The 12,219-nt window shown below is 74.4% G+C and carries 10 protein-coding genes; all 10 read right to left on the bottom strand.

The features are described from left to right. Positions 1–58: 58 nt before the first annotated feature. Positions 59–358, bottom strand: a complete 300-nt coding sequence (locus ACZ52J_RS12375) for a hypothetical protein (RefSeq protein ID WP_465618011.1) — start codon at positions 356–358, stop codon at positions 59–61. Then, entirely contained in the window at positions 351–800 is a 450-nt protein-coding gene (locus ACZ52J_RS12370) for a YbaB/EbfC family nucleoid-associated protein (protein ID WP_391549843.1), read from the bottom strand. Before ACZ52J_RS12370 ends, ACZ52J_RS12375 begins: the two co-directional genes overlap by 8 nt. A 164-nt stretch (positions 801–964) precedes the next feature. Then, positions 965–3,214, bottom strand: coding sequence for a hypothetical protein (locus tag ACZ52J_RS12365; protein ID WP_465618009.1), 2,250 nt, complete (start codon positions 3,212–3,214; stop codon positions 965–967). Between the two features lie 95 nt (positions 3,215–3,309). Further along, positions 3,310–3,672, bottom strand: coding sequence for a hypothetical protein (locus tag ACZ52J_RS12360; protein WP_465618007.1), 363 nt, complete (start codon positions 3,670–3,672; stop codon positions 3,310–3,312). Positions 3,673–3,695: 23 nt separating this feature from the next. Further along, positions 3,696–3,998 carry a hypothetical protein gene (locus ACZ52J_RS12355; RefSeq protein WP_465618005.1) on the bottom strand — a complete coding sequence of 101 codons (303 nt, stop codon included), beginning with the start codon at positions 3,996–3,998 and terminating at the stop codon, positions 3,696–3,698. 31 nt (positions 3,999–4,029) lie between these two features. Continuing rightward, the gene (locus tag ACZ52J_RS12350; RefSeq protein WP_465618003.1) at positions 4,030–4,356 is read right to left on the bottom strand and encodes a hypothetical protein; all 327 of its coding nucleotides are present in this window, start codon (positions 4,354–4,356) and stop codon (positions 4,030–4,032) included. An 85-nt stretch (positions 4,357–4,441) separates the two neighbouring features. Beyond that, a complete protein-coding gene (gene eccB / locus ACZ52J_RS12345) occupies positions 4,442–5,929 on the bottom strand; it encodes a type VII secretion protein EccB (RefSeq protein ID WP_465618001.1) in 1,488 nt (495 codons plus the stop codon). 96 nt (positions 5,930–6,025) lie between these two features. Continuing rightward, positions 6,026–8,461 (bottom strand): ATP-binding protein, encoded by a 2,436-nt coding sequence (locus ACZ52J_RS12340; protein WP_465617999.1) that lies wholly within the window; start codon positions 8,459–8,461, stop codon positions 6,026–6,028. A 331-nt stretch (positions 8,462–8,792) separates the two neighbouring features. Beyond that, positions 8,793–10,436: a protein kinase domain-containing protein gene (locus ACZ52J_RS12335; protein ID WP_465617997.1), complete on the bottom strand. Its 1,644-nt coding sequence runs from the start codon at positions 10,434–10,436 to the stop codon at positions 8,793–8,795. Beyond that, positions 10,433–12,112 carry a serine/threonine-protein kinase gene (locus ACZ52J_RS12330; RefSeq protein ID WP_465617995.1) on the bottom strand — a complete coding sequence of 560 codons (1,680 nt, stop codon included), beginning with the start codon at positions 12,110–12,112 and terminating at the stop codon, positions 10,433–10,435. The genes ACZ52J_RS12335 and ACZ52J_RS12330 overlap by 4 nt, the downstream gene beginning before the upstream one ends. Positions 12,113–12,219: the final 107 nt, after the last annotated feature.

The following is a 12,219-nucleotide window of genomic DNA, read 5'->3' as shown; positions in this document are numbered from 1 at the left end:
GGCGGTGGTCGTACGGAAGAAGGGAGGTGCCCGGCCGCACGGCGGGCCGGACGGCGCGTCAGACCGAGTTCCCGGCCTCGTGGTCGGCGTCGTTGAGGATGTTGGCGGTGTTCGTCCCACCGGTCCCGGCGCTCTCGACGGTGCTCCGCACGCTCTTGAGCAGCTTGATGATGGACTCGGTGGGCGCGTCGACGTTCTCGTGGTACTTCTTGCCGATCTCGTCGTTGCCTGCCGATTCCTTGTTGTACAGGTTGATCTGCCCGGTCCAGGTCTCGATGTCCGTGAACAGGTCGGCGAGCTGGGGGTACTTGCCGAACTTGTCCTTCAGGTCCGACAGCGCGGTCAGCCTCTCAGCCACGGAACTCCTCCTGCCGGTCGCGCTTGCGCCGCTCCTCCGCCGCCGCGTCCTCGGCGAAGCCGGGGCGCATCTGCCGCAACGGGGCGAAGAGTCCGTCCAGTTCGGTGCCGCCGGTCATCGAGGCCGCCAGGGTCTCACCGAGGCCCTTGAACTCGCCCATCGTCGCGGCCACCCGGTCGCCGAGGTCGGCCCGCGCGGTGTTCAGCACGTCGGTGAGCACCTTGGCGAGCTGGGCCGGAGCCATCGACCGGTAGGCGGTGGTGTGGAAGGTCAGCGACTCCACCTGTCCCTGGGCGCCCACCACCGCGGTGACCATCCGGTCCTTGGACGTCACCGAGGCGGTCGCCACCTCCAGTTCCTTGGCCGCCGCGGCCATCTTGACCTGCTGCTCCTCCAGAGCGGCCATCGCCTGTTCGATCTGTTCGGCGAACGAGAGTTCCACTCCCGCACCTCCGTCTCTTCCCGAGGGTGCGTCCCGGGCCCGGGGATGTCGGGCCCGGGACCGCACCGGTCCGTGGGGTCGTACGGTCATCTCTACGGCTGCGCCCGGCCGCCGGGTTCGACGTCGGCCGACCGCGTCCCGTGAGACGGGGCCCCCGCGCGTGCTCAGCGGCCGATGACGCCCGTCACCGCACCGGAGTCGGTGCCCCAGACCTCCTCGTCCTCGGCCAGCCAGGTGGTGCGCTGCCGTTCCTTCTCGCTCTGGCCGGCGGCTCCGGCGCCCGCACCGGCACCGGCGCCCATCGGGGGCATCATCGGTCCGCCCATTCCGCCGGTGGTCGGGACGCCGCGGCCCATCAGCTGGGCCTCCTCGGCGGCGGTGGCGGCGGCGGCCCGGCCGGCGGCGGCGCGCCCGGTCAGGGCCGCCTCCTCGGCCAGCGCGGCGCCGCCGTTCGCGGCGCCCAGCGTGGCCATCCGCCCGCCGGTCCCGATCGTCGGCGGACCCGAGGCGCTGATGCCGCCGGTGGTCCGGGGGCCGGAGAGGCCCGAGCCGCCGGTCTTGCCGAAGGACTCCCCGAACAGGTCGGTGCCGCCCTTGAAGGAGCCCGAGCCGCCGGCACCGCCCAGACCGCTCGTACCGAAGGAGAAGTCGCTGCCGAAGGAGGGCGGCAGGCCGGCCCAGCTGCCACCCCCGCCGCTGCCGCCGGAGGTACCGCCGGGCCGCCCGGTGTAGGCGCGCGACTGGTCGTTCAGCAGCTGTTCGAACTGCGAGATCGGCTGCCCGTTGGCGTTGCGGACCGTGCCGTCCTTGTCGATCGTGTCGTCCTTGCCGAGCAGCACCGGATTGCCGTTGGCGTCCTTCAGCGCGGCGCCGCCGGGACCGGTGACCGTACCGTCCTCGTTCTTCTTCGAGCCGGGCGGCACCGTGAACGGCGCGCCGAGGCCGCCGCCGCCGGTCTGGTTCTGGGTCGGGGTCGGCTTGCCGACGGTCGTCCCCAGCGGCACGTGCCGCGGCTTGCCGTCCGCGCCCAGCAGAGGCTTGCCGTCGGGACCGATCAGCTCGCCCTTGGCGTTGACCGTGGTGCCGGGCGGCACGTACAGGGGCTTGCCGTCCTTGTCCAGGAGCGGCTTGCCGTCCTTGCCGAGCAGCGGCGCCTGGCTGCCGCCTCCGCCGCCGTTCCCGTTGTTGCCCCCGATCCCGGTGAACGAGCCCGGCACGTGCGGGGGCGGGGGCGGGGGCGGGGTGGCGCCCTTGGTCCCCGGCGGCTTCTTGTCGCCCGAGCCGCCGAGACCCAGGTCACCGCCCTTGCCGTCACCCCCGGCGCCGGACGATCCCGGCGGGGGCTTCGGGCCGCCGTCCGGGGCGGTCGGCGGCTTGTCGGCGGGCAGCCACTTCTTCGGGGGGTCGACCTTCTGCAGGACGGCGGTGGCGTGGGAGTAGGCCGTCTTGAACGCGGTCATCGCCTCGGTCGCGTGCTTGTCCAGGGTGAGCTCGATCCAGGTCGTCCAGGTTTTCTTGGAGAGCTCCTCCAACCACTGTTTGAAGGCGTCGTTGTCGGTCGGCAGCACCTGCCCGCCGGTGAAGGAGGCGGTGTTGTTGTCCACCATCGTCGGGACCAGGCCCGCCGTCGCCACCGCGAACGCGGCGTGGACGCATGCGTGCGGCCAGGAGAACGAGGCGTCGTCCTCCTTGAGGGTCCACTTCGTCGCGAACAGGTTCTCGCCTCCGTTGACCCGCCAGGCGTTGTAACCGTCGTACATCTTGCGGTGCGCGGCGCGCATCGCCTCCGCGACGTCGTCGAGGGCACTCGCCATGGCGTCCGTCGTACCGAGGTCGAGGTGCAGCTTGATGAACTCGTTCCGCGTACCGATCAGGACTTCCTTGAACCGGCCGGCCGCGCTCCCCTGGAAGTCGCTGCCCGCGCCGTCGACCTCGTCCGCCCAGGTCTGGATCTTCTGCTGCTGGTTCCCCACCCAGAGGTTCGCGGCGCGGATGACCGTCGCCGCGTCGTTGTAGCTCTGGGCGCTCGTCTTGTCGTTCCTGCGGTCGCCCCACAGGAGCGGCGCCAGGATGGTGTCCGCGTTGGCCTCGAAGTGCCCGAGCGGCGTGCTGGTGTCACCCGCGGGCGGCTTGAGCTGCCAGAAGTCCCAGTCGACCGTGACGCCCACGATCGTGCTCCACGGGCTCGTGGTGTTGTACACCCACTCGGCCCACATGTCGTAGCCCGCCCAGCCGCTGCTCCCCGACTTCTGGGACTTCCTCTCGTCGTTGCCGCTCTTCATGCCCGTACGGACCTCGATCCCGGTGATCCACGGCTGGGCCATCGCCGCGTCCCGGTTCGTGATCGAGGTCTGCGTCGAGCTCGCGAAGGCCGCCAGGGCGTCTTCCCATGGGTAGTGCTTCGGATCTGCCATGGCTTCCTCCGGTAGGCAGCGGAACGGGAACGGAAGGGGACGGCGCCGTACCCGCCGTCGGACGGGCGGTCAGGCCCGCCCGACGGAGAGTCGCGTCACTTGACGGATGTCGACGGGCTGCCGCCGCCCAGGACGTCGTGCAGGATCTCCATCATCTGCGCCTCGGTGAGGCTGTCCTCCGCCCCGAGGTTGAACATGGTCCCGGCCATCTGCAGGTCGGACTTGATGTTCTTGACGTCCGTCTGGATGGCGGTCAGCGCGGAGGCCACGCTGGCCATGAACTCGGTCGAGCCCTTCTTCAGGTTCGCGATCTCGGGCAGGATGTCGTTGCCCGGCAGAAGGGGCGGGCAGTCGTGCACCTTGCTCGCCGCGTCGCCGACCTCGATGCGGAAGGTCTCGAGCTTCGTGGCGAAGTCATTGAGACCGCTCACCGAGACCTTGATGGTTTCCTCGCCCATGGGCGATCACCTCCGTCCTCGCCTCAGTGGTGGAACTGCTTCCCGGCGTTGGCGTCAGACTCCGTCATGATCTCGTGCATCGTGTTGAGGGTGTTCGCCGCGGCGGTGATGTCCTCGTCCATGGCGCTCTCGTTGGCCGCCACGACCCGGGAGAGCTCCTCGAAGGCGTTGGCCGCGACACCCTGGAAGTGGCCGCCGTCGATCACGCCCTTGAGCTTGCCCATGAGTGCGTCCAGGTTGCTCCGCATCATGGAGCCGGCCTGGCGCAGTTCGGTGGCCGCCTGCGAGACGGTTTCGTGGTGGAGCTGGATGCTGCCGAAGTCCATCGGTACTGAATCCTCCTTCTGTGACGGGAAGTCAGGCGCCTTGCAGGCCGTTGTAGATGCCGTCCGCGGCGTGGGCGCGCGCGTCGTCCTCGGCCTGGGTGAGGATCTGGTTGGCACCCTGGGTGGACTGCACGAACCGCTCGAAGGACCCGATGATCTGCTGGTAGCGCGTCATCCAGTCCTCCACCTTCTGCTGGAAGATGGTGCTGGCGCCGGAGATGTAGCCCCCGGCCAGCTCCTCCTTGATCCGCTCGACCGTGCGCCCGGCGGTCACCATGTTCTCGATCTGGTGCTCCAGGCTGGCGAGGACCTGGCGGATCGCCTCGTCCTCCTTGGTCAACATGCCCGGTGTGGTCATGGCGTGCTCCCTTCCCTGCGCTCGCCGGGCGGGCGGCCCGGCGGAGATTCCTGATCGACTCAACGGCCCTGCGACGGGCGGTGGTTCAGCCGCACGGCGGCGAGGCCGGCGGCGCGGCCTGGGTGGCCTGCGCGGCCGGGGTGGCCGTGGCGGTCGGCGAGGCGCCGGTACCGTCGCCGAGGGCGGCCGGGTCGAGGCTCGGCCCGGCCGGCAGTAGGCCGAGCACCGGTGCGGGCACCGCGACGGGGGTGGTGCCGCCGTAGCCGAGCTGCTTCGCCACCGCCGCGGCGGGCAGCGGGAAGCGCACCCCGGCCTCGGTGACCAGGTACTCGGTGCTGCCCGCCCCGGCGCCGGACAGCGCCCGCACCAGGGCCCCGCGGCCCGGCCGTACGGCGATCCGGTCGGCGACCGCGCAGGTCCCCGGGGGCCCGCCCACCGGGGCCGTCGGCGGGCGGCCCGCCTCGGCCCGGTCGGCGGGCAGCACCGTGACGGACGTGACCGGGGCGCCGGCGCCGGTGTGCAGGTCGGCGCAGACGCCTTCGCCGCGCAGCGGCAGGACCAGGGCCGGCGGCGTCTCCGGGAGCCCCGGGGCCGGCGGACCGCCGGGCGCGGTGTGCGCGGCCAGGTCCATGGCGCCGATCGGCGCGGGCGTCGGGGCGTCGCCGCCGTACGCCTCCTGCTGGGTGCGCGGGTCACCGAGCAGCAGCGCGTACAGGGTCGGGGTGAGCGGGGCGAGGCCGTCCTTGGTGAGCAGGTAGTGCGCGCCGCCGGGGGCCCCGAAGAGCTGGCCGATCCGGGTCGGTTTGCCGCCCAGCGCCGGGCCCGGCTCGCCGCGCCGGGCGACGGCGGGCGAGGCCAGGTCCGGCCCGGCGGGCAGCGCGTTCAGCAGGCCGGCCGGGACGGGGAAGGGCGTCGCACCGCCGTAGCCGAGCGCCTGCAGCGCCTGGTTGGCGGTGTCCACGCGCAGCCGCTGGCCCTGCCAGAGCAGGTGGACCGAACCGTCCGGCTGGGCGACCAGTACGCCCTGGGCGGCGGTCAGCGCCCGTCCCTCCGCGGCCGGGTCCATCTGCAGGCCGAGCCGGGTCGCGGGGGCGCCGGTCGGGCCGGACTGGACGGTGCCGCAGACCAGCCAGGTGCCGCCCGCCAGGTCGGCGGCCGGGGGCAGCCCGTCGGGGGCGCCGACGATTCCGACCGGTAGGCCGCGCGGCGCGTCCGCGAGCGAGTCCCGGCTCACCTGCCGCACCGTCATCTGGTCGCCGGCCACCAGCCGGGCGCTGGTGTCGTTCAGCACCGGGTGCAGCTGCCCGCCGACGAAGAGGTAGCGGGCGCCGGTCTCCTCGACCACCACCAGGGTGCCGGGTTTGGCCCAGCCGTCGCTGCCGCCGGGTTTGATCACCCCGTACACCGTGACGCCGAGCCCGATCAGCACCGCGACGGCCAGGCCGGTCATGGTGCCCCGGGTGGTCCGCCCGGTGGGGGTGTCCGGCGCGTCGGGCTCCGCGCGCAGCATGCCCGAGGCCAGCCTGCTCATCACGAACAGGTGCGCCTGCACCTGGTCGCGTCGGGACTGCATCCGGTTCCTCCCCGCCTCCTGGGCGCACCCGTTGTCGCCGGGGACGCGCGGTGCGCGCGTCCTCTTCGGTGCTACGGGCGGCGGAGGCGGTCCGGTTCACCGCCCCGGCGGCGGCTCCGGCGGCGGCCCTGTCGGCGGCTCCGCCGGCGGTCGGTGGTCCGGGCCGGCGAGGGCGTTCAGGCGGGCGCTGACGGCGTCGGCGTCACGGTGCTCCAGGTCTTCGAGGATGGCGAGGCCGCGCGTCCAGGAGGCCCGGGCGGCTTCGGGATCGCCGAGGGCGAGGTGGGTGTCGCCGATGTGGGTGTGGATGTCCGCCTGGAGGAAGTAGTCGCCGACCTCCTGCCGCAGCCGCAGGGACTCCTGGTAGGCGGGCAGGGCCTCGTGGTACTCGCCGAGCTGGTGGTGGATGTAGCCGACGCTGTCCCAGATCGACGACTGGGCGGGGAGGTTGCCGGTTTCGCGGGCCAGGTCCAGCGCGCGCCGGCAGTGCGCCAGTCCCGGCCGTGGCTCGCCCTGCTGCGTCAGGTACCAGCCGATGCTGTTGAGGGCGAGGGCCTGCCCGTTGCGGTCGTCGATCGCCCGGAACAGCTCCAGTGCCCGGCGGGACTCTGCCACCGCCTCGGCGTCGGCCTGTTCCTCGCCAAGCGCGAGGGCGAGGTCGAGCAGTGTCCTGCCCTGGCGCGGCCGGTCGCCGAGTGCGTCGAACAGGTCGAGGGCCAGGCGCAGTTCGTGGCGGGCCTGGGGCTGGCGGCCCTGGGAGCGGTGCACCTGGCCGAGCCAGCGGTGCGCGTGGGCCTGTCCGCGGAGGTCCCCGGTCCGCTCGGCGGCGGCGAGCGCGGTCTCGCTCGCCCGCTGCCACTGCTGCCACAGCCCCGACTTGAGCAGGTAGGCCACCTGCGCGGCGACGAGCTGCCAGGCGTGCGTGTCGAGCCCCGCCCGGTGGGCCCCGTCGACGATCCGTTCGAGCACCGGCTGCTCGCCCCGGTACCAGGCGAGCGCCTGCCCGCGGTCGGCGAGGTCCTCGGGCGCGACCCCGGCGGCCGGCTCCGCGAGGGCGAGCGGCTGCCAGGAGGCGTCGTCGGCGTAGGCGAGGCAGCCGGCCCGGTGTGCGGTGTGGAGGTAGTGGTCGAGCATCCGCAGGGTCGCCTCGGCCCGTCCCTGCGGGGACTCGTCGGCGGCCGCCCGCTCGGCGGCGTAGGCGCGCAGCAGGTCGTGCAGGGTGTAGCGGTCCCGGTCCGGCGCCGCGATCAGGTGGGCGCGGTGCAGGTCGTCCAGCAGCCGGCGGGCCTCGGCCGGCTGCAGGCCGGCGAGGCTCGCCGCGGCGGCCGCGCCGGTCTCCGGCCCCGGGTGCAGGCCGAGCAGCCGGAACAGGCGCGCGGCTTTCGGCGCCAGGGCGCGGTAGGACCAGGAGAGCACCACCCGGACGTCCGCGTGCACGTCCCCGGTGGACAGCAGGTCCAGGCGCGCCCGGGAGTCCCGCAGTTCGCGCGCCCAGACGCCGAGCGGGGTGCCGGGGTGGTCGGCCGCGCGGGCGGCGGCGATGTTCAGGGCCAGCGGCAGCCGGGCGCACAGCTCGATCAACTCGTCGGCGTCGTCGGGCTGTTCCTCGACGGCGGCGGGGCCCAGGCGGCGGGCGAGCAGTTCGCGGGCCTCGGCGCGGGAGAGCACGTCGAGGGCGAGCGGGACGGCGCCGTCCAGGGCGACCAGTCCGGGCATCCGGTTCCTGCTGGTGACCAGGACCAGGCAGGTGTCCGAGCCGGGAAGCAGCGGGCGGACCTGCTCCGCCTCGAGGGCGTTGTCGAGGACGATCAGCGTCCGGGTGCCGGCCAGCCGGCTGCGCAGGAGCGCGAGTTGCCCGTCCGGGTCGGCGGGGATGCGCGAGGCCGGTACGCCGAGCGCGTCCAGGAAGCCGCGCGCCACGTCGGCGGCGTCGACCGGACTCCTGGCCGGGTCGAAGCCGCGCAGGTTGGCGAAGAGCTGCCCGTCGGGGAAGCGGTCCGCCACCCGGTGGGCGAAGTGCACGGCGAGCGTGGTCTTGCCCACGCCGGCGGTGCCGGCGATCGCCGAGATCACGACCGCGCCGCAGCCGGGGATCCGGTCGCCGAGGAGTCTGTCGAGCGCCTGGATCTCTCGGGCCCGACCGGTGAAGTGCCGGATGGCCATCGGCAGTTGCTGCGGCACGGCCGGCGCGCCACGCCCCCCACCCGGCCCGGCCGGGGAGCGCGGGAGGGGCGGGGAGGCCGCCGCACCGGCCTCGGGCCGGGGCGCGGCCGCCGGGGTGTCCGGTCCGCCCGGCTCCTCCGCGCCCGCGTCCCGGGCGGCCATCAGCCACCGGGCGCGGGTGTCCGGGTCGAGGCCCAGGGCCCCGGCGAGCCGGACCACCGAGGACATCCGCGGCCGTCGCCCACCTGCCTCCAGGGCGCTGATCGACCGGGTCGACACCCCCGAGCGCTCTGCCAGCTCGTCCTGGCTCCACCCCGCCGACAGGCGTCGCTCCCGTAACAGCTCGGCGAACACAGCAGCCCCCAACACGTCCCCCACTCCCCCGGCCAAGCGTCCCCCGCGCCCCGCCCCGTCCGGCGCGGGCCGCGAACGAGCGTAGCCGGGAGCGGCCCAAGTGTCAGGTCAACGTCAGGTCAACGTCGTGGTCCGCCGGAGCCTCCGGCGGCGACAATGAACGCCCGATCGACCCGTCCGAGGAGGAGCACGTGAACGCCCGCACGGCCGCTTCGCGTCCGACCGGATTGCGCGACACCGACGGTGGCACGTCCACCGGAAGTCGCATCAGGGTCACCGGCTGAATCCGCCGGCCCGGGACGCGAGCCGAGGCAACAGGGGTACCGCGGCCCGCGTCCGGGTCGGCTCAGCTCGGCATCGCCGCGAGTGCCGCGCGGGCGACCGTCACGGCCTGCGCCTCGCAGCCGTCCGCCGGGTGCGCCTTGCCGCCGAGGTCGACCGAGAGGCGCAGGTTGCCGTCGCGGACGTGAAGGGAGCAGTTCGTCCCGTTCCCCACCGAGCCCCAGTAGGCCTCCTCGCCGACGCCGAGGCCGCTCGCGCGGCGCTCGCCGGCGGCCAGGTCACCGAAGTCCTTGCGCTGGACCTGGGTCGCGTTGTCGCTGGTCCCGGCGCTGCGCTGGAGCATCCAGCGGACGATCGCGGACGGGTTCCGGTCCCAGTAGGTGGTGCCGGAGACGGCCGACGAGCCGTACCAGTAGCAGTCGGTCTCGGCCCTGGAGGACTGCTCGACGTAGTGGTCCTCCTCCTGCTTGCGCTCGGCGGCCGGGAGCGGGAGCCGCCCGGTGGCCTCCGCACAGGCCGGTGCCTTGACGTACTTGTCCGGAACGGCCGGGCCGTTCGGGTCGTTCGCGTCGCGCAGCCACAGGTATCCGCCGACGCCCGCCGCGGCGACGAACCCGGCGGTCACCAGGGCGGCGGTCCGGCGCGACCGGCGCGGCGGGGTACCGGCGGCGACGACGGGTACAGGTGCGGGCGCGTCGGTTTCCGGCCCGGTGTCCACGGCCGTGGCCAGGGCGGTCAGCCCGGGCGCCGCCAGGTGGTACGAGGTCGGCTCGGACGTCCGCGCGCGCGGCGGCGCGGCGCCCTGCGGGGCGGCGAGCAGCCCGTCCACCGCCGTCTGCTGCGCGGTGATCAGCGCGTGCACCGTCGGCGGCCACTGCCGGGCGGCCGGGGCGACCGGGCCGAGGAGTTCGAGCAGGCGGGCCGGGGTCGGGCGGGCGGCCGGGTCCTTGGCGAGGCAGGCCGCGAGCAGCGGCCGGGTGGCGGCCGGTACGGCGGCGAGGTCCGGCTCGGTGTGCACGACGTTGTAGAGGGTCTGCAGGGTGGAGGCCCCGGCGAAGGGGCTGCGACCGGTCAGGGCGAGCGCCAGCACCGCGCCGAGCGAGAACACGTCGGCCGCCGGGGTCAGTACCCGGCCCTCGGCCTGCTCGGGCGACATGTACGCGGGCGAGCCGATCACGCCGCCGGTGTGGGTGAGCTCGGCGTCCTCCTCGGCCGCCCGGGCGATCCCGAAGTCGATGACGCGCACGCCGTCGTCGGCGAGCAGCACGTTCTCCGGTGTGAGGTCGCGGTGGATCAGCGCCGCCCGGTGGATCTCCACCAGGGCCGTGGCCAGGCCGACGGCGAGCCGGTGCACGGCGTCCGCGGGCAGCGGCCCGGCGGCCTCGACGGCGGCGCCGAGCGAGGGCCCGACCACGAACACCGAGGCGAGCCAGGGCGTCGGCGCGTCGACGTCGGCGTCCATCACGGCCGCCGTGTACGCCCCGGACACCCGGCGGGAGGCGCCGGCCTCGCGCCGGAACCTGGCCCGGAAGCCGTCGTCGGCGGCGAACCGGTCGTGCACCTGCTTGACCGCCACCAGCCGCCCGTCCGGCGCGGCGCCCAGCAGCACCCGGCCCATCCCGCCGCGCCCCAGCTCCGCGAGGACCCGGTACGGGCCGACCTCGGCCGGGTCCGACTCCCGGCGCGGCCGCATCGAGGCGCCCGTCACCGGAACGCCGGCTGCGTGGGGGACACCTCGGGGGACGTCCCGTTCACGGACACGAACTGCGCCACCTGCACCGCCGTCGCGGCCATCGTCCGGGTCAGCTCCTCACACCGCCCCTTCGGGTAGCTGCTGCCCTTCACCGCGATGAAGACGTTCAGGTTGACGTCGCGCACGTAGAACACGCAGTTCTCCTCGTCCAGATACTTCTTCGGGAGCCAGAACGCCTCCTCCGCGAAGCCCGGGTCCGACACGCGCGTGCGGCCTCCGACGTAGAGGGCCTCGAAGTGCTCCTTCGCCCGCTCGGCGCCGGTCAGGCCACCGGGGAGGCTCGGGTAGACGTCCCAGTCGACGTCGAGCTGGTCGCCGCTGCGGGAGTTCCACTGGCAGCCCTTCTCCGGGTGCTTCCCGTGCGAGTCCGTGGCCTCCCAGGTCCCGGGGTTGCCCCAGGGTGCGGAGAACTCGGGCGGTACCGTCACCCTCCGGGCGTCCGCGCAGGTGGGCGCCACGGCCGTGTACTTGTCCTTGACCTGCGAGAGCGGCACGTTCCCGGGCGTGGGCACCGGCTCGGGGAACACCGAGTCCAGGTTCACCACCCCGGTGGCGACCAGCCCGCCCGCCACCCCGGCGAGCGCCAGGACGATCGCGCCGACGGTCAGGACGATCCGCCTCCCCCGGCGGCGCCGCCGCACGGGCGCGGCCGGCGGCTCGGCCGGTCCGAAGGCACCGCCCACCGCGGGCACGGGCCGGTCGGCGGCCGACGCGGGCACGGGCCGGACGGCGGCCGGCGCGTCGGTGCCCAGCAGCCGGGCGATCTCCGCCCCCTGCGCCGCCAGCAGCCCGTGCACCGCCTCGGGCCACGGCCGCGTCGACGGGGCGAGCCGCCCGACCGCCGCGAGCACCTCCTGCGGGGTCGGCCGCGCGGCCGGGTCCTTGGCCAGGCAGGCCGCGAGCAGCGGCCGCAGTCCGTCCGGCACCCCGCTCAGGTCGGGTTCGGCGTGCAGCACGTTGAAGAGGATCCGCGGCAGCGACTCCCCCGTGAAGGCCGGCCGGCCCGCGCAGGCCACCACCAGGGTCGCGCCGAGCGAGAACACGTCACTGGCGGGCGTCAGTTCACGCCCCTCGACCTGCTCGGGCGACATGTAGCCGGGCGAGCCGATCATCGCCCCGGTGCGGGTGAGCTTGGTGTCCTGGCTCTCCGCCGCCCGCGCGATCCCGAAGTCGATGACGCGCACGCCGTCCTCGGCGAGCAGGACGTTGGAGGGCTTGAGGTCCCGGTGGATCAGACCCGCCCGGTGCACGTCGACCAGCGCCTGCGCCAGCCCGGCGGCCAGCCGCCGGACCGACTCCTCCGGCAGCGCGCCGACCGCCCGCAGCGCCTCGTTCAGGGCCGGACCGGGCACGAACTGCGAGGCCAGCCAAGGGGTTTCGGCCTCCGGGTCGGCCGCGATCACCGCCGCCGTGTACCCGCCGGAGACCCGCCGCGAGGCCTCCACCTCGCGCCGGAACCGGATCCGGAACCCGTCGTCCTCGGCGAACTCGGCGTGCACCTGCTTGACCGCCGCGGGCCGCCCGTCCGGCGCCACCCCCAGCAGCACCCGCCCCATTCCGCCCTGCCCGAGCAGCGCCAACACCCGGAACGGCCCCACCTGCGCAGGCCCGTTCGGTCCCACCGTCTCCACGTCGCCCCTGCCCCCCGCCGCTGTGTGCGAACAGATGATACAGACGGGCCCTCCCTGCGATCCGGGCCGGTCCGATCGGGCACGGAACCTCCCCGCGGCCTGCCCGT

It is taken from the genome of Kitasatospora sp. NPDC034035 (genome assembly GCF_055575755.1).
Note: the sequence above shows the minus strand (reverse complement) of the source record. Positions and strands in the feature narration are given on the sequence as shown.

Coding starts and splice junctions, on each gene's coding strand:
- ACZ52J_RS12365 (WP_465618009.1), bottom strand. CDS start 3,214: ATGGCAGATCCGAAGCACTACCCATGGGAAGACGCCCTGGCGGCCTTC.
- eccB (WP_465618001.1), bottom strand. CDS start 5,929: ATGCAGTCCCGACGCGACCAGGTGCAGGCGCACCTGTTCGTGATGAGC.
- ACZ52J_RS12350 (WP_465618003.1), bottom strand. CDS start 4,356: ATGACCACACCGGGCATGTTGACCAAGGAGGACGAGGCGATCCGCCAG.
- ACZ52J_RS12355 (WP_465618005.1), bottom strand. CDS start 3,998: ATGGACTTCGGCAGCATCCAGCTCCACCACGAAACCGTCTCGCAGGCG.
- ACZ52J_RS12360 (WP_465618007.1), bottom strand. CDS start 3,672: ATGGGCGAGGAAACCATCAAGGTCTCGGTGAGCGGTCTCAATGACTTC.